Origin of the sequence: Nonomuraea thailandensis, from assembly GCF_024172165.1 — a bacterium.
Classification (GTDB): Bacteria; Actinomycetota; Actinomycetes; order Streptosporangiales; family Streptosporangiaceae; genus Nonomuraea; species Nonomuraea thailandensis.
Genome location: NZ_JAMZEB010000002.1, coordinates 9756162 through 9773670, shown reverse-complemented (window position 1 = coordinate 9773670; position 17509 = coordinate 9756162). Strand labels below are relative to the sequence as shown.

The window sequence follows — 17509 nt, the reverse complement described above, 5'->3', positions numbered from 1 at the left end:
GCGGGAGCTTCTACTCTTGCGGCATGGCGACGAACGCGGCGGGGCGCAAGCCGGAGACCCAGCTCGCACTGGTTCGGCGGGCGCGCAAGATGAACCGCATCCTCGCGGAGACCTACCCTGACGCCCACTGCGAGCTCGACTTCCGCAACCCTCTGGAGCTGCTGGTCGCGACCATCCTCTCCGCGCAGTGCACGGACAAGCGGGTCAACATGGTCACCCCCATCCTCTTCGCGAAATATCCGACGGTGGAGGACTACGCCGCCGCAGACCGCGAGGAGATGGAGGAGATCATCCGCTCCACCGGCTTCTTCCGCGCGAAGACCAACAGCATCATCGGCATGGCCCAGGCGGTCTGCGACCGGTACGGGGGCGAGGTGCCCGCCAAGCTGAAGGACCTGGTCACGCTGCCCGGCGTGGGCCGCAAGACGGCCAACGTGGTGCTGGGCAACGCCTTCGACGTGCCGGGCCTGACCGTGGACACGCACTTCCAGCGTCTCGTACGGCGCTTCGGCTGGACCGAGGAGACCGACCCCGTCAAGATCGAGCACGTGGTGGCCGAGCTGCTGCCCAAGCGCGAGTGGACGATCTTCTCCCACCGGGTGATCTGGCACGGCCGCCGCATCTGCCACGCCCGCCGGCCGGCGTGCGGCGTGTGCCCGCTGGCGGCGCTCTGCCCCTCGTACGGCACCGGCCCCACCGGGCAGGCGGAGGCCCAGAAGCTCGTCAGATCCGGCCCCTTCTCCTGATCGGGGAAGTCATTCGCGCCACGGCGTGTTGGAGGATGCGTGACCCAAGTGCCCGACTGGCTGGAGAGACTGGCGGCGCAAGCGCAGCGGACCCGAGTTCCCGTCCCCCTCCGGCCGCCCGACGGGCGCGGGCGCAGGGCCGCGGTGCTGATGTTGTTCGGCGAGGGGCCGCACGGCCCTGACGTGCTGCTCATCCAGCGCAGCACGCGCGGGCGCAGGCACGCCGGCCAGCCGGCCTTCCCCGGCGGCGGCGTGGACCCCGAGGACGCCGGGCCGGTCGAGGCCGCGCTGCGGGAGACCGAGGAGGAGACCGGGGCCGACCCGCGCGGGGTGCACGTGATCTGCACGATGCCCGAGCTCTACCTGCCCTACAGCGACAACCGCGTCACCCCGGTGATCGGCTGGTGGCGCGAGCCGTCCGCGGTGCACGCGGCCTCGCCCGACGAGGTCGACTCGGTCGAGCGGGTGCCGATCGCCGAGCTGGTCGATCCCGGCAACCGGGTGATGCTGCGGCATCCGCGCGGCACGGCCGGGCCCGCGTTCCGGGTGCGCGGGATGCTGGTGTGGGGGTTCACCGCGATGGTGCTGGACACCGTGCTGCGCGAGGGCGGCCTCGAACAGCCGTGGGACCCCACGCGCATGGAGGACCTGCCGCCCGACGTGGTGCGGCTCGCCTCACGCACGGGCTAGCGAGCCTCGCGTACGGGCCGGCGAGCCTCGTGCCCGGGTGGATGAGCCTCACGTACGGGTGGATGAGTCTCGCGTACGGGCTAGTGCGCCGATCGCAGCGCGACCCCGAGCGAGGCCCATCCGGCCACGTCGGCGTCGCTGTCGGCGGCCAGCGTGCGCAGCGTCTCCAGCCCCGCCCGGTCGGGCGGCTCCCCGAGGACGTGCTGCAGCGCGTACGCGGCCCCGTACCTGACCCTGGGGTCGATGTGACCGGCCAGGTCGATCACGGACGGCAGCGACCGCGGATCGGCCAGATGACCGAACGCGATCAGCACCGAGTACAGCACCATGGCGTCGTCCTCGCTGGCGGCCAGGTAGCGCAGCACCGGCAGCGTCCGGTCCACGAAGGGCCGCAACATGCCCATGATGTCCACGCCGAGCAGCCGCTCGGCCACGGTGTCGGCGGCGCACAACCGCCTGGCCTCGATGAACGACTCCAGGTCACCTCGCTGGCGCAGCAACGAGATCACGTGCCAGCGCAGGGGCCCGTCAGGATCGGTGTCGCGCAGCGCAGCCTGGATGAGTTCGCGCACTGTTCCCTCGTCCGGCGGCATACCGCTCAAGGTAGCCAGGTGAGTGACGCCGTCCTGATCGAAGACGTGCACACTTGACCGTATCGCTGGTTACCTTTGAAGCGTGCGCGGTGATCTGCTTGACCTCATCTTGATCGGCCTCGTGATCGCCTTCGGCATCTCGGGTTACCGGCAGGGTTTCATCATCGGGGCGATGAGCTTCGTGGGGTTCGTGGGCGGTGCCGTGCTGGGCGTCTTCATCGCGCCTCCCATCTCCAAGGCGGTCGTCGACGGTGACACGCCGCAGGCGCTGCTGGCCATCGTGATCGTGTTCCTGTCGGCCACCATCGGGCAGTTCGCCTCCTCGACGCTCGGCGCCGTCGTGCGCAGCCACGTCACGTGGGAGCCGGCCAAGATGGCCGACGCGATCGGCGGCACGTTCGCCAGCGCGCTGTCGGTGCTGGTCATCGCCTGGCTGATCGGCTCGCTGATCGTCTCCACCGCGTTCACCCCGCTCGTCGACCAGGTGAAGAACTCCGCGCTGCTCACCACGGTCGACGACGCGATCCCGCAGGCGGCGCGCAACTGGCAGCAGCCGTTCAAGAAGTTCATCGACCGCTCGGAGTTCCCGCCGGTCTTCGACGCCATCGGCGCCGGCACGCTGATCGACGTGCAGCCGCCCGACCAGAGCGTGCTGCAGGGCGCCAAGCTGGGCCGGGCCCGCCAGGCGATCGTGAAGGTCCAGGGCAACGCCGAGAGCTGCAACAAGCACATCGAGGGCACCGGCTTCGTCTACGCGCGCGGCCGGATCATGACCAACGCGCACGTGGTCGCCGGCGTCACCCGCGACCTTCAGGTGATCGACTACAACGGCGACCGCCACACGGCCACGGTCGTGCGCTACAACCCGCGCCGCGACATCGCGGTCCTCAACGTGCCGGGGCTCGACCTGCCGCAGCTCGCCTTCGACGGCGACGGCAGCCGCGGCGACAACGCGATCATCGCGGGCTTCCCGAAGGGCAAGGGCTTCACCGCCGAGCCGGCCAGGATCGGCGGCCAGCTGGAGGCCGAGGGCCCCGACATCTACCGCGAGAACACGGTCAGGCGGAAGGTGTACGCGATCCGCGGCCAGGTGCTGCCGGGCAACTCCGGCGGGCCGCTGCTCACGGTGGACGGCCAGGTCTACGGCGTGATCTTCGCCGCCGCGATCAACGAGGAGCAGACCGGATACGTCCTGACGGCCGAGGAGGTCGCCCCGGACGCCTCGGCGGGCCGCAACGACACCACGCCGGCCAGCACGCAGGAGTGCGACTGATCCGCTGAACCCCGGGCCGCTTCTTTCGCGTCCCGCCATGTGATAGCCTTTCACAATGTGAAAACAAATCACATGGTGAGACTGGGACGGACGGACATCGAGATCACCCCCATCGGCCTGGGCTGCATGCAGTTCGCCGGCACCGCGAACGTGGCGCGCTGGATGGTCAGGCCCATCGGCCAGGAGACGGCCACCTCCGTCGTACGGGCGGCGCTCGACGGCGGGGTCACCTGGTTCGACACGGCCGAGATGTACGGCAACGGCCACTCGGAGCACCTGCTCGCCACCGCGCTCCAGACGTGCGGCATAGCGCCGGGGGAGGTGACGGTGGCCACGAAGTGGGCGCCGCTGGGCCGTACGGCCGCCAGCATCACCAGGACGATCGGCGACCGTCTGCGCCACCTCGGGGGCTTCCCTGTGGACCTGCACCAGATCCACATGCCCACCGGCTCGTTGTCGAGCATCCCGGCCCAGCTCAAGGCCATGGCGTCGCTGCTGAAGGCCGGCCGGATCCGCTCGGTCGGGGTGAGCAACTTCTCCGCCCGCCAGATGGAGCTCGCCCACCGGGTGCTCGCCGCGGAGGGCGTCACGCTGGCCTCGAACCAGGTGCGGATCAACCTGTTGCACAGGAACGTCGAGCGCGACGGCGTGCTCGACACCGGCCGCCGCCTGGGGGTCACGCTGATCGCGTACTCGCCGCTGGAGGGCGGCCTGCTCACCGGCCGCTTCCACGACGATCCCGCGCTGGCCCGATCGGCGCCGGTGATGCGCAGGTTCTTCGGCCGCCGCGAGCTGAGCGCCCAGGGGCTGGCCCGCACCGGGCCGCTGATCGAGGAGATGCGGGTGATCGGCAAGGCGTACGGCGTCACGATCTCGCAGGTGGCCGTCAACTGGGTCGTCACCCGCTACGGCGACACGGTCGTGGCCATCCCGGGCGCCTCCAAGCCGCGCCAGGCGGCCGAGGCGGCTGAGGCCATGGGCTTCCGGCTCACCGAGACCGAGATCGGCAGGCTGAACGCGCTGTCGCTAACCTGATGCGGTGCCCAGGACGACCAGACGAGACAGCTACCACCACGGCGACCTGCGTGCCGCGCTCATCGACACCGCGATGGAGCTGATCGCCGAGCAGGGGGTGCAGGGGTTCTCGCTGGCGGAGGCCAGCAGGCGGCTCGGCGTCGCGGTCAGCGCCCCCTACCGGCACTTCGCCGACCGCGACGAGCTGCTGACCGAGGTGGGGGTGCGCACGGGGGAGCTGCTGGTCGCGGCCGTGACGGCCGAACGCGGCGGCGACTCGCCCGAGGATCGGCTGGTGGCGGTCGTCCGCGGGTACGTGCGCTTCGCGGCCGGGCACCGGGCCCTGTTCGAGGCGCTGCTGGCCACGCTCACCCCGGCCGGGGAGCCGGAGCTGGATCGGGCCATGCGACCGGTGAAGGGGGCCTTCCACGACGCCGCGACGGCCCTGTCGGGCGGCGACCCGGCGGCGGCGGAGGCGCTGGGGATGGCCGTCATCGCGATCGCGCAGGGGCACGCGGGGCTGCTGTACCTGGGGACGTTCGGCGGGGGCGAGGAGGCCGTGGAGACGGCGGTCCGGCGGGCGGCGGCGGCCACCCGGGCGGTGATCACCGGTCGCGCCGCGCTCGCCTAGCCGGTCGGAGTGTCCCCGTCCGGCTCAGCCGGGCAGCCTGTCCAGGTTTCGTCCGGCTCAGCCGGGCAGCCTGTCCAGGATCAGGGCGATGGCCTCGTCCGGCTCGCTGTCCTGCGTCAGCGTCGAGGCCGCCTTGCCGACGGGGTCGTAGGCGCCGCCGTACGACTGCGCCTTGGCCGCACCCCTGCTGAACAGCGTCACCGCCCCGCGCCCGTTGCCCCGCTGCAGGTGCGTGAGCCCGACGCAGATCTGCGCCAGCCCCTGCCACAGCTCCCGCTCCTCCTCGGGAGCGCACTTCCACCGCCCCTCGAACACCTCGTGCGCGTTGAACGGCAGCCCCTCCTCCAGGAAGCGCCGTCCGTCGGCCAGCGCCTGCTCGGTGGAGGGCGCGTAGTCGTCGGGCACCCGGGGCATCCCGGCGGATCCGTAAGGCAGCGGCCGGCCGTAGGCGTCGCGCGGCCGGGCGTTGCGTGGCCTGCCCTCGGGGTCGCGGTCTCTCATCGGTCGGGCTCCGGGTCGGACAGCCAGCCGAGCAGCTCGGTGTCGAACACGTCGGGAATCTCCTCATGGGGGAAGTGGCCGGCTCCCTCGAACAGCCGCCACCGATAAGGCGCCGCCACGTAGCGGCTCGAACCCTGCGCCGTACGCGGAAGGACGCTCGGGTCGAGCGCCCCGTGCAGGTGCAGCGTGGGCGCCTCGATCTCGGTGCGCATGGCGCGCGCGTAGCGCCGCCCGTCGGGCCGCAGCTGTGAGCGGCCGAACCAGCGGTGGTACTCCAGCGCGCAGTGCGCCACGGTCGGGATCCTGAACGCCTCCCGGTACGTACGCGACTCCGCCGGCTCCGGCCACCCGGGACGCGACCGCTCCTCCAGCAGCCGCCCCACCAGCGCCGCGTCGTGCCGGGTGAGCCGGCGCTCGGGCAGCAGCGGGAGCTGGAAGCCGAACGTCCTGCGGCTGGCCCTGAGCTGCCCGAAGGGGTCGGTCAGCAGCGCGTTGCGCAGCCGCAGCGGGTGGGGGGCGGACACGGCCACGAGCCGGCGCACGCACTTGGGGTCGCGTACGGCCATCGTCCAGGCCAGCAGCCCGCCCCAGTCGTGGCCCACCACGATCGCCCCGGTCTCGCCCAGCGCCCTGATCAGGCCCGTCGCGTCGGCGGCCAGCGTGGGCAGGTCGTAGCCGCGCGGCGGCTTGTCGCTGCCGCCGTAGCCGCGCAGGTCGGCCGCCACGGCCCGGTAACCGGCCGCGGCCAGCGAGACGAGCTGGTGCCGCCAGGTCCACCAGAACTGGGGGAACCCGTGCAGCAGCAGGACCAGCGGCCCCTCGCCCGCCTCCACGACGTGGAAGCGGGTGCCGCCCGCGTGCACCGCGCGGTGCGTCCAGGGCCCCTCGATGTGGACGGCCGACTCGTCAGGCGCCATCTCGGGTCACCGGCTCGCGATCCTTGAGCGCGGGCAGCGCCTGCTCCTCAGGCGTGGCGATCTCCTTGAGATCCTTGATCGAGCGGGCCGTCCGCTTCATCCCGGCCAGCCCCTTGAGCCGGCGGACGCCGACGAACACCAGCAGACCCGCGGCCAGCAGGTAGACCACGGTCACGATGAGGAAGGCCAGCCAGTTGGGCATCACCTGGGCCAGTGCGTACGCGATGGTGAACGAGGCGAGGATCAGGCACAGGTGCGCCATGAAGGCGGCGGCGGCGAACATCCCGGCCGCCATGCCGACCCGCTTGGCGTCGAACCTGAACTCGGCCTTGGCCAGCTCGATCTCCGAGCGGATCAGGGACGAGATGTGACTGCTCGCCTGGGCGACCAGCGAGCCCAGGGATTCTTCCTCGGGAGTCTGCGGCATGAACGTCTCCTATCGAGGCCTGGTGGCCGTGTCAAACATCATCCAGTGCAATGCGACGCTTGCGCACCCGTATGTTGAGCAGCACCGCTGCCAGGATCGACGCGATGAGGCTGGCCGCGAGGATCCCGGTGGTGACGGCCTCGGCGCGCTGCGGGTCGTCGCCGTACGCCAGGTCGCCGACCAGCAGTGACACCGTGAACCCGATCCCGGCCAGCAACGACACCGCCGCCATGTCCCGCCAGTGGAGCTCCTCCGACAGTCTCGCCAGGCCGAGCCGCACTGACAGCCAGGCACCGCCGAACACGCCGAGGAACTTACCGACCACGAGTCCCGCCATCACTCCCAGAACTACCCGATCGGACAAGATAGCGCCGAGGCTTGATCCATCGAGCTTCACCCCCGCCGACACGAACGCGAATGCCGGCACGGCCAGACCCGCGGAAATCGGGCGGAAGTAGTGATCGGCCGCCTCGGCGGGGGAGCGCTGCTCGTGCCCGGCCGTGGTGACCCTGGTCATCAGGCCGAGGGCGACGCCCGCGACGGTGGCGTGCACGCCGCTGGTCTCGACGGCGTACCAGGCGGCCACGGCGAGCGGGACGAGCACCCACGGGCTGGTGACCAGGCGGCGCTGGAGCAGCCCGTACGCGGCCACGAGGGCGGCGCCGAGCAGGAGCATGGGGACGTTGACGTGCTCGGTGTAGAAGACGGCGATGACCGCGATGGCGCCCAGGTCGTCCACGACGGCGCAGGTCAGCAGGAACGCGCGCAGCGCCGCGGGCATCGAGCTCGCGATGACGGCCAGCACGGCGAGGGCGAAGGCGATGTCGGTGGCGGTCGGGATCGCCCACCCTCTGGCGGCGTCCTCCGCTCCCCAGCTCACCAGCAGGAACACGATCGCGGGCAGCACCATGCCCGCCACGGAGGCGATGATCGGGAGGGCGGCCTTGCGCGGGTTCGCCAGCTCGCCGTGGACGAACTCCTCCTTCACCTCCAGCCCCGCCACGAAGAAGAAGATCGTCAGCAGGCCGTGCTGGACCCACTGGTACAGCTCCATGGGGCCGAGACCGGCGTGGCGCAGCGCCTCGTAGCTGTCGATGGAGACGTTCGCCCAGAGCAGGGCGACGACGGCGGCGGCCAGCATGATGACGCCGCCGATCGTCTCCATGCGCAGGGCCTCGGCCAGGGCACGGGCATAGCGGGCGCCGGTGGGGAAGGGCCACTTCTCGGTACGCAAGGAACTCCCTCGGTCGGGTCGGCGTGCTGTCGCACGCGCTCGTCGCACTGACTCGCCGACCAGACTTCCCGGCACACCTTGCTCTACAGCGTACCGATATGAGGCCGCATGCCCCGAATTGTCCGGGACGTGCGGCCTCACATGGGCGCTTCTAGTCCTCCGACTTGGCGGAGGGGAGCTTCTCCGAGATCAGGTTCATCACCGTGCTGTCGGCCAGCGTGGTGACGTCGCCGATGCTGCGGTTCTCGGCCACGTCGCGCAGGAGGCGGCGCATGATCTTGCCCGAGCGGGTCTTGGGCAGCTCGGGCACCACCAGGATCTGGCGCGGCTTGGCGATCGGGCCCAGCGTCTTGGCCACGTGGTTGCGCAATTCGGTCGCGATGTCGTCGCCCTCCTCGGCCGTGCCGCGCAGGATCACGAACGACACGATGGCCTGGCCCGTCAGCGGGTCGGTCGCGCCGACCACCGCCGCCTCGGCCACCTTCGGGTGGCTGACCAGCGCGCTCTCCACCTCGGTGGTGGAGATGTTGTGGCCGGAGACCAGCATGACGTCGTCCACGCGGCCGAGCAGCCACAGGTCGCCGTCCTCGTCCTTCTTGGCGCCGTCGCCGGGGAAGTACATGCCCTCGAAGCGGCTCCAGTAGGTGTCGATGTAGCGCTGGTCGTCGCCCCAGATGGTGCGCAGCATGGACGGCCACGGCTCGCGTACGGCCAGGAAGCCGCCCCCGCCGTTCGGGACGCCGTTGCCCTGGTCGTCCACCACGTCGGCGACGATGCCGGGCAGCGGGCGCATGGCGGCGCCCGGCTTGGCGGCGGTCACGCCGGGCAGCGGGCTGATCATGATGGCGCCGGTCTCGGTCTGCCACCAGGTGTCCACGACGGGGCAGCGCTCGCCGCCGATGTGCTCGCGGTACCAGACGTACGCCTCGGGGTTGATCGGCTCGCCGACGGAGCCCAGGATGCGCAGGCTGGACATGTCGTACTTGGCGGGGATGTCGTCGCCCCACTTCATGAACGTCCGGATCGCCGTCGGGGCGGTGTAGAGGATCGTGATCTTGTACTTCTGCACGATCTCCCAGAACCGGCCGCGGTGCGGGGTGTCCGGGGTGCCCTCGTAGATGACGCTGGTGGCGCCGTTGGCGAGGGGGCCGTACACGATGTAGGAGTGACCCGTCACCCAGCCGATGTCGGCCGTGCACCAGTAGATGTCGGTCTCGGGCTTGAGGTCGAAGACCGCGTGGTGGGTCCAGGCGGTCTGGGTCAGGTAGCCGCCGGTGGTGTGCAGGATGCCCTTGGGCTTACCGGTGGTGCCGCTGGTGTACAGGATGTACAGCGGGTCCTCGGCGTCGTGCGGCTCGGCGGTGTGCTGGTCGCTCTGGCGCTCCACCAGGTCGTGCCACCAGACGTCCTTGCCGCTCGTGGCGACGTCCTCGCCGGTACGCCGTACGACCAGGACGTGCTCGACCTGCGGGCACTCGGCGACGGCCTCGTCCACCGTCGGCTTGAGCGCCGACGGCTTGCCCCTGCGGTAGCCGCCGTCGGCGGTGATGACCAGCTTGGCGTCGGCGTCGTCGATGCGGCTCTTCAGCGCGCTGGCCGAGAACCCGCCGAACACCACCGAGTGGATCGCCCCGATGCGGGCGCAGGCCAGCATCGCGATCGGCAGCTCGGGGATCATCGGCATGTAGATCGCGACCCGGTCGCCCTTGCCCACGCCCAGCTCCTGCAGGGCGTTGGCGGCCTTGCCGACCTCACGCTTCAGGTCGTTGTAGGTGAGGGTGCGGGTGTCGCCCTCGGGCTCGCCCTCCCAGTGGTAGGCGACCTTGTCGCCGCGCCCCTCCTCGACATGGCGGTCGACGCAGTTGTAGGCGACGTTGAGCTCGCCGCCCACGAACCACTTGGCGAACGGCGCCTTCCACTCCAGCGTCGTGTCCCACCGCTTGGCCCAGGTCAGCCGCTCTGCCGCGCGCTCCCAGAAGGCGAGGCGGTCGGCGGCGGCCTCGTTGTATGCGGCTTCGGTCACGTTCGCGGCCGCCGCCAGGTCGGCCGGCGGTTCGAACCGGCGGTTCTCCTTCAGCAGGTTGGACAGCGCCTGGGGTTCGTTACCAGCGGTCTCCGGGGCCACCTCGTGCTCCTTCTATGGCCAGATTGGTCAGGTTCGTGTCCCACTTCACCAGCTCATGACCGTCGTACACAAGAGGTCTAGACAGGTCTGTACCGAGTGCGTGAGCCAGGGCGACGTTTATCGGCGCGCATTACAAACGCTATTGAAACGTTGTCATCCTGAAATCCAGAGAATATGCCGTCCAGGATAAGGGCCCGGATTAAGGGCGGATTTATCGACGCGCGCGGGCGTGCGCGGGCCCGGCGCGCCCGACGCGATGCTCACTGTCCGCCATCTTCCACCCACCAAGCGTCAGCTCGGTAGCCAGGGGGCTCGGGGCCCGTCGGGCGCTCGCGGGCGCGCGGGTAAGGTCGGTTCCTGTGAGTGACCCAGACCCGTTGGCCGTCATCGCCCAGCTCCCCGGCGTCCCCGAGGCGGTGGACGAGGCCCGGCAGGCCGTCGACAGGCTCTACCGGCACCGAGTGCTGCGCCGGGCCAGCCCCGCGGTGTCCACCGAGTCGTCCCTGCGCGGTGCGCGGGCGTCGGCCGCCATCGAGGGTGTGGACGTGCCGCTGGACGCCCTGCGCCGCGACACGGTGCACGACCCGCTCGTCCAGGGCGCGCTGCGCGCCTCGGCGGAGCTGGGCAGGCTGGGCGCGACCTGGCGCAAGGCGCCCAGGCAGGTGCTCGCCAGGCTGCACGCCGTGGCCGCCGCCGGCCTCGCGCCGCAGGAGGCCCTGGGCCGCCCCCGCACCTCCGGCGAGGCTCCCGACCCGCTCGCGCTCGGCCCCGCCCCGGGCGCCGCCGACACCGCGGCCCGCATGGAGGGGCTGTTCGAGCTGCTGGAGCGTCCCACGAAGGCGCCCGCGGTCGTGCTGGCCGCCGTGGTGCACGCGGAGCTGGCGGTGTTGCGGCCCTTCGGCACGGCCGACGGGGTCGTGGCGCGTGCGGCCGGGCGGCTGACGCTGGTCGAGCACGGGCTGGACCCGAAGTCGCTGGTCGCGGTGGAGGTGGGGCACCTGGAGCTGCCGTACGGGGAGGCGCTGCGGGCGTACCTGGAGGGGTCGCCGGAGGGAGTCGCCGCCTGGGTACAACACTGTGCCTCTGCGGTAACCCTCGGGGTTCGCGAGACGACTGCGATCTGTGAGGCCATGCAGCGGGGCTGACTCCTGGCCCGGTTGACATAGCTGACGGCGTCTCAGTCATGAGACGCCGTCCGCCGGTGCGTGACACCGGGTTACCAAGCGTGCACCTCAATCCGTCGGAGCGGGACAAGCCCGTCACGACGCGCCTCCCGCGGCTGGTCGCGCGTGGGTGCCCGGCTGACGCACCCGGACAAGAGGTCCGTGACACCTTTCTACGACGGATCCGCCCTGATGGGAACCCCTCGGACCAAGACCTTTACCCGACCGTGGGCCGGTGTGTGGGGTATCGGGGGACAGGCGGGTCGGCGGGGTCGGTTACCAAGCCGTGATGATCACTCTCTGTGATCAGCTTTATGTGATCGTTATCGGGTGGCGAAAAAACTTGGCGAAAATGCGAGATTGCTGCTCGACGAAACTCGAGTGGATCGGGCAGCATACGGTGGTATCGCCCGAAACTGGAGCGACCTTGCGGGGGATAGCTTTGCGAGTCTCTTGCCAGGCTCCGGTGTAGTGATGAAAGCTTTCTTCTGAAACGGGACCGGCTCTACCCCCCCGGAGCCGGACCGATCAGGCGACCCCCGCTCTCCCCCCCGGCGGGGGTCGCCCCTTTTCCGGCCCTCTTCCCGCCTGCCTCGTCCCATCGGTCGTTGGGTGCTGGGGTGTTTCTGGCGCTGGGGCGGCCGATCGACGTACGGGTGTGCCATCCGCGCTGGTTCCCGCGCTGCCTCTCGTGCGTTGCCGCTCCCGCCCTGGTCCCTCCTCTCGCACCGCCTCCCGCGCTGGTTGCCCCGTACTGCCTCCGCGCTGGCCTCCCGCGCTGCCTCCGCGCTGGCCTCCCGCACTGCCTCTCGTGCGCTGCCGCTCCCGCGCTGGTCCCTCCTCCCGCGCTGGTTCCTGCGCTGACCCCCCTCTGCGTCGTCCCTCCACGCTTGCCTCTCCGCACCCGAGTTTCGGGCTCGCGCTTCCACGCCCCTGAGCCGTGCCTTCCTTTAGCTCGAGCCTGTGCCCCTGGCGGCATGCACCTCCATGCCTGGCCCGCGCTCCTCCGCGCCAGGTTTCCGGCCGCTCTGCCCCGCGCCCCGCCCCTGCGCCTCCGACGCTCCGCCGCGCACCGGGCCGTACCGCGCCCGCGTTCTGCCCCCGCCACGCCCTGCAACACACACACGTCCGCCCGCGTCCCGCCCTCCGCATGTTGCTCCGCGCCTTTCGCCCCTTGTACCTCCACGCCAGCCCCGCGCCCATTCGCGCCAGGCTCCCCGATCCCTCCACACCCAGCCCCCAGCCCGGTGCTGACGCCCGCGCTTGCTCGCGCCTCTCCGCCCGGCCCGCGTCCTCCCCACCCAGTGCGCGTCCCTCCCGCCCCCCTTCTCCACGCGGTCCGCGCCCTTCCTCATCCGGTCCGCGCACCTCCGCGTCGGGCCCGCGCCCTTCCTCGCTCGGCTCGCGCGCCTGCGCACCCCGGTGCGCATCCCTCTCCGCCCCTCCGCCCCTCCGCCCTCGCGCTCCATGCTTTCCCATCCCGCCCGCGGCCCGACGGCGCCTGCGCCGTGGGCTCGTGCCCTGGGCCCGCGCCACGCCTGCGTCCCGCCCCGACATGTCCTGCAACCCACACGCGTCCGCCGCACCTTTCGCCCCCAGCCCGCGCCTTGTTCCCGCCAATCCTCCCGAGCCTCGCGGCCCCGCAGCCCAGCGCCTCACACCCCGGCTGGACCCCACGCCCCGGCGGGACCCCACGCCCCGGACCCCTGCGCCCCGGCCGGACCCTGCGCCCCCACCGGCCCCCGCGCCCCATCCTGCGCTCACACTCCTGCGCCTGAACCCAGCCCTGCTCGTGCGTCCTTCACCCGCGCCGTTGCACCTGCACTGGCACCAGCCAAGGCCCCCATCACGGCGTTATCCACAACCCCAGCCCCCGCACGCACCCTTATCCCCAGAACCCCATTCGGCTCATCCTCCCAACCGCCACCTCCAGCAAACTCGACCTCCACCCCGCCTCGCGCAGGACGCCCAACCCACCACCACGGAGGCCGACATGCACCGCCCCTTGGTCATCACCGAGGACCCAGCCCTCCTCGACGACCTCGTCCGCATAGCAGCCGCAGCCGGCGCCCAACTCGACGTGGCCCAAACCCCCACCCACGCCCGTCCCTTCTGGAACCTCGCCCCGCTCATCGCCATAGGCGCCGACCAGGCAGACCCGATGGCGGCCACCTCACCCCCACCCCGAGACCAGGTCCTCCTCGTAACCCGCGACACAGAAGACCCCGACACCTGGCGAAAATGCGTAGCAGTAGGGGCCCAATCCGTCATGACCCTCCCCAACAACGAACGCGACCTGGTCGACAGACTCGCCGACGCCATGGACCCCGACCCCCGCTCAGGCGTCGTGATCTGCCTGGTAGGCGGCCGAGGCGGCGCAGGCGCGAGCGTCCTCGCCGCCTGCCTGGCCCTGCGAGCCTCGACCGACCACCTCCGCACCCTCCTCGTGGACGCCGACCCGCTGGGCGGAGGCATAGACGCCTTGCTGGGCCACGAGGAGGCGACAGGCGCCCGCTGGGCAGATCTGGTGGCCAGAGAAGGCAGGATCAACTCCAGCGCGCTGCAGGCGGCCCTCCCCGCGTTTGGAGACCTGGCAGTCCTCTCCTTCCACAGAGGCGAGGTCGACGCGATCCCGCCCCAGGCCATGCGCTCGGTCCTCGAAGCGGGCACCCGCGGCTTCGACCTGGTGGTCGTCGACCTCCCGAGGCATCTCGACCCATCAGCGATAGAGGCCCTGACCAGAGCCACCTCCACCCTCCTGATCGCGACCGCAGACGTGCGCGGCATCCTCTCCGCCGTTCAGGTCCTCTCGGACCTGCGCGACCACACAGCCGACATCCGCGCGATCCTCCGCCCGGGCATCCTGGACGACGACACGGCCATGACGGCCCTGGGCATCCCCTCCGCCGGCACCCTCCCCGACCAGCCCAGACTCACCGCCACCCTCAACCGGGGCGAGCTCCCTAGACTCGGTCCCCGCACCGTCCTGGGCGCCCTGTGCACCTCTCTCCTCCGCGACCTCCTCCCAGCCGCATGACCCCCGCCCCCACCACCCAGCCCCCACACCCCCGATCCACCGAGGCGCCACAAACCTGGTCGACCCCGGGCTCACCGTCCCCCCGAAACCGACCGGGCCCTCGACACGAACCGGAGGCATACCGCCGCCCTCAAATGCCCCACCATCCACCACAACAGAAGGACCCCCCGAAGCGTACGAACCCGCCATCCGCGCAGCCGCCGACCGCTCCAGCCTCCCCCGAGCTCGTGGAAGCGGTACGCGTCCGCCTGGCCAGAACAGGCGTCGAACCCACCCCAGCCCAAGTAGCCCTGGCCCTGAGAGCGGAGAAATCCGTCTACGGCGACGCGGAAATCCTCGCCATAGCCCGGGCCCTCTGCGCCGACCTCATCGGCGCAGGCCCTCTGGAGCCCCTCCTGGCCCGCCCGGACGTTACAGACGTCCTGGTCAACGGCCCCCGCGAGGTCTGGATCGACGACGGCGCCGGCCTACGCCGCACTCCCGTCACCTTCACCGACGACGGCTCCGTCCGCAGACTGGCCCAACGCCTCGCAACCGCCGCAGGCCGGCGCCTCGACGACGCGTCCCCGTACGTGGACGCCCGCCTCCCCGGCGGCGTCCGCCTCCACGCCGTACTCCCCCCGATAGCGTCCGGCGGCACCTCCATCTCCCTGCGCCTCCCACCCCGCCGCGCCTTCACCCTGCAGGACCTCGTCACAGCAGGCACGATCGCCCAACCCGCGATCCCGGTGCTCACCGCCATGGTCACCGCCAGGCTCGCCTTCCTCGTCACAGGCGGCACAGGCACGGGCAAGACCACCCTCCTGTCAGCCCTCCTCTCCCTGGCAGATCCAGGCGACCGCCTCCTGCTGGTGGAGGACTCAGCCGAGCTCCGCCCCCTCCACCCCCATGTGGTCCGCCTGGAAACCCGCCCGGCCAACCTGGAGGGCGCCGGCGGGGTAGGCCTGCGCGACCTGGTACGCCAGGCGCTCAGAATGCGCCCGGACCGCCTGGTGGTCGGAGAGGTACGCGGAGCCGAAGTAGTCGACCTCCTGGCCGCCCTGAACACCGGCCACGAGGGCGGCTGCGGCACCCTGCACGCGAACACGGCGGCCGACGTCCCCCCACGCCTGGAGGCGCTCGGCTGCGCCGCGGGCCTGACCAGGGAGGCCGTACACAGCCAACTGGCGGCAGCCCTCGACGCGGTCATCCATCTGACGCGAGGCCGCCCGGACGGCCGAAGACGCGTAGCCGAGATCTGCCTGCTGTCCAGAACGCCGACCGGCTTCGTCGAGTCGGTCCCCGCCCTGACCTTCGACGCCCAAGGCCGCACCCGAACCGGCCCCGGCTACGACGCCCTGGCCCAGCGAGCCCGCCCCTAACAAACCGCCCCCGAGCTGAACCTCCACACCCGACAACCACAGAACCGACAAGCCACCACAGTCCGCGGGCAAACGACCGCAGTCTCAGCCCCGTCCTGTCAACGAACGAACCATCCACGCCCCAGACAAGCTGTCGCGGGTCCGACCAAGCGTGGATCGAGCCATCCCCATTCGGGACGAAAGAGCACGATGACCAGCGCCCTCATAGCCGCGTTGTCCACAGCCTGCGCCGTCTGGCTGTGGACAGGCCCCAACACAGCCACAACCCGCCTGACCAAACTGCTGACCTCGGCCCGCCCCACCCCTCAATGGCCATCGGTACTCAAGCTCCTGACCCACCCCGCAGCCACTCCCACCCCCGCCCGCCGGGCCGAGGCCTGGCGACGCGCGTCGATCGAGCTGTGCCAATCCCTCGCGGCGGAACTCTCCGCCGGCCGCACCCCGAGCGACGCCCTGACCAGAGCCATCACAGCAGTAGACCTCCCAGATCCGGCCCTCCTGCGCCCGGTCATCGCGGCAGCACGGGACGGCGGCGACGTCTCAGCAGCCCTGACCACATCGGCCCCACAAGAGGGAGGCGAGGGCCTACGCCGCCTGGCAGCATGCTGGGAGGTCAGCACCACGGCAGGCGCAGGCCTGGCCGCCCTGATCGACCGGGTGGCGCACACGTTACGAGCAGCCCAAGCCCATCGCCAAGACGTCGCGGCACAGCTGGCGGGTCCACGCACCACAGCCCGAATGCTCGCCGCGCTCCCGGCCCTCGGCCTCCTCATGGCCGCAGCCCTGAACATGCACCCCCTGTCCTTCCTCTTCGGCACCCTCCCCGGCCTCATGTGCCTCATCGCCGGCATCACCCTGGACGTCTGCGGCCTGTGGTGGACCGCCCGCATGGCCGCCCGAGCCCAAGCCTGACCCCGATCGGACCCACCGATGCTCCAACTCCTCTCCGCCCTCTGCGTCGCACTGTCGACCTGGCTATGGCTCTCCCCCCGAACACCCGCAGACCGCCTCACCCGCCTGAACACACAAAAGACGTCCCCCCATGAGCCCGTACACCACCAGCCATCCCCACCCCAGCCCGTCCCCGTCCCCCTCCATCCTTCGCCCACCCAAGCCCTCCATCCCTCACCCACCCAAGCTCCCCATCACTCCCACCGCGACCACCCCCGCCCGAACCGTCCCACCCGCAGAACAACCCTCACCGCCACGGCAGCCGGCCTCCTCTCCGCCCTCCTGATCGGCGGCATCCCCGGAGCCATGGCAGGCATCCTCATCACCCCCGCAACAGCCCTGTTCCTCCACAGACGAGAACTTCACCAACCGCATCTCGACCGCCGCCGCATAGCCGCCGACCTGCCCTTCGCCGCCGACCTGATGACCGCCTGCCTACACGCGGGCAGACCGGTGAGCGCCGCCACAGAAATCGCCGCCAACGCGATCGGCGGCCCGGTGGGCGAACGCCTGTCATGGGTGAGCACCCAACTCCGCCTCGGTGCCGACCCCGACCCAACCTGGGCCTCCCTCGCCAAGGACCCCGCCATGGGCCAACTGTCCCGAGCCATGAGCCGAGCGGCCCAGAGCGGCGCCCCCGTCGCCGAGGTCCTCACACGCTTGGCCGACGACGCCAGAGAAGCATCCAGAGCTTCATCGGTCGCCGCAGCAAGAAGCGTCGGCGTCAAGGCGGTCGCCCCCTTGGGCCTGTGCTTCCTCCCAGCCTTCGTCCTACTCGGCATCATCCCGGTGGTAGCCGGCCTGGCCTCAGCCATCGTCATCCCGTGAGCCACTCACCGTCAGACG

Annotated in this window: 16 protein-coding genes; 10 read left to right on the top strand and 6 right to left on the bottom strand. The window is 71.1% G+C overall.

Annotated features, from left to right (window positions below; genetic code table 11):
- The first annotated feature begins 23 nt into the window (after window positions 1–23).
- Window positions 24–746, top strand: coding sequence for an endonuclease III (nth, locus tag HD597_RS49005; protein ID WP_253753946.1), 723 nt, complete (start codon window positions 24–26; stop codon window positions 744–746).
- Between the two features lie 39 nt (window positions 747–785).
- Entirely contained in the window at window positions 786–1436 is a 651-nt protein-coding gene (locus HD597_RS49000) for an NUDIX hydrolase (RefSeq protein WP_253753944.1), read from the top strand.
- 80 nt (window positions 1437–1516) lie between these two features.
- Here the strand turns inward: HD597_RS49000 and HD597_RS48995 are convergent, their stop codons facing one another.
- Window positions 1517–2008 (bottom strand): HEAT repeat domain-containing protein, encoded by a 492-nt coding sequence (locus HD597_RS48995; protein ID WP_253753942.1) that lies wholly within the window; start codon window positions 2006–2008, stop codon window positions 1517–1519.
- 103 nt (window positions 2009–2111) lie between these two features.
- On the opposite strand from HD597_RS48995, the gene HD597_RS48990 reads away from it, so the two are divergent.
- From HD597_RS48990 to HD597_RS48980, 3 genes are all read left to right on the top strand, one after another.
- Window positions 2112–3302, top strand: coding sequence for a MarP family serine protease (locus HD597_RS48990; protein WP_253753940.1), 1191 nt, complete (start codon window positions 2112–2114; stop codon window positions 3300–3302).
- Between the two features lie 72 nt (window positions 3303–3374).
- Entirely contained in the window at window positions 3375–4337 is a 963-nt protein-coding gene (locus HD597_RS48985; RefSeq protein ID WP_253753937.1) for an aldo/keto reductase, read from the top strand.
- 4 nt (window positions 4338–4341) lie between these two features.
- Window positions 4342–4947, top strand: coding sequence for a TetR/AcrR family transcriptional regulator (locus HD597_RS48980; RefSeq protein WP_253753935.1), 606 nt, complete (start codon window positions 4342–4344; stop codon window positions 4945–4947).
- A gap of 57 nt (window positions 4948–5004) precedes the next feature.
- Here HD597_RS48980 and HD597_RS48975 read toward each other — a convergent pair whose 3' ends face one another.
- From HD597_RS48975 to acs, 5 genes are all read right to left on the bottom strand, one after another.
- Entirely contained in the window at window positions 5005–5448 is a 444-nt protein-coding gene (locus tag HD597_RS48975; RefSeq protein WP_253753932.1) for a DUF309 domain-containing protein, read from the bottom strand.
- Window positions 5445–6365: an alpha/beta fold hydrolase gene (locus tag HD597_RS48970; protein ID WP_253753931.1), complete on the bottom strand. Its 921-nt coding sequence runs from the start codon at window positions 6363–6365 to the stop codon at window positions 5445–5447. The genes HD597_RS48975 and HD597_RS48970 overlap by 4 nt, the downstream gene beginning before the upstream one ends.
- Window positions 6355–6792, bottom strand: a complete 438-nt coding sequence (locus HD597_RS48965) for a phage holin family protein (protein ID WP_253753929.1) — start codon at window positions 6790–6792, stop codon at window positions 6355–6357. Before HD597_RS48965 ends, HD597_RS48970 begins: the two co-directional genes overlap by 11 nt.
- Before the next feature lie 31 nt (window positions 6793–6823).
- A complete protein-coding gene (nhaA, locus tag HD597_RS48960) occupies window positions 6824–8026 on the bottom strand; it encodes a Na+/H+ antiporter NhaA (protein WP_253753927.1) in 1203 nt (400 codons plus the stop codon).
- A gap of 151 nt (window positions 8027–8177) precedes the next feature.
- Entirely contained in the window at window positions 8178–10151 is a 1974-nt protein-coding gene (acs, locus tag HD597_RS48955) for an acetate--CoA ligase (protein WP_253753925.1), read from the bottom strand.
- Window positions 10152–10510: 359 nt separating this feature from the next.
- Here acs and HD597_RS48950 point away from each other — a divergent pair, with 359 nt between their 5' ends.
- From HD597_RS48950 to HD597_RS48925, 5 genes are all read left to right on the top strand, one after another.
- On the top strand, window positions 10511–11296 hold the full coding sequence (locus tag HD597_RS48950) for a Fic family protein (protein WP_253753923.1): 786 nt from the start codon (window positions 10511–10513) through the stop codon (window positions 11294–11296).
- 2023 nt (window positions 11297–13319) lie between these two features.
- Complete coding sequence (ssd, locus tag HD597_RS48945) at window positions 13320–14351, top strand: septum site-determining protein Ssd (RefSeq protein WP_253753921.1); 1032 nt, start codon at window positions 13320–13322, stop codon at window positions 14349–14351.
- A gap of 227 nt (window positions 14352–14578) precedes the next feature.
- Window positions 14579–15712 (top strand): TadA family conjugal transfer-associated ATPase, encoded by a 1134-nt coding sequence (locus HD597_RS48940; protein ID WP_253753919.1) that lies wholly within the window; start codon window positions 14579–14581, stop codon window positions 15710–15712.
- 189 nt (window positions 15713–15901) lie between these two features.
- Entirely contained in the window at window positions 15902–16624 is a 723-nt protein-coding gene (locus tag HD597_RS48935; protein WP_276083220.1) for a type II secretion system F family protein, read from the top strand.
- A gap of 345 nt (window positions 16625–16969) precedes the next feature.
- Window positions 16970–17491 carry a type II secretion system F family protein gene (locus HD597_RS48925; protein ID WP_253753917.1) on the top strand — a complete coding sequence of 174 codons (522 nt, stop codon included), beginning with the start codon at window positions 16970–16972 and terminating at the stop codon, window positions 17489–17491.
- Window positions 17492–17509: the final 18 nt, after the last annotated feature.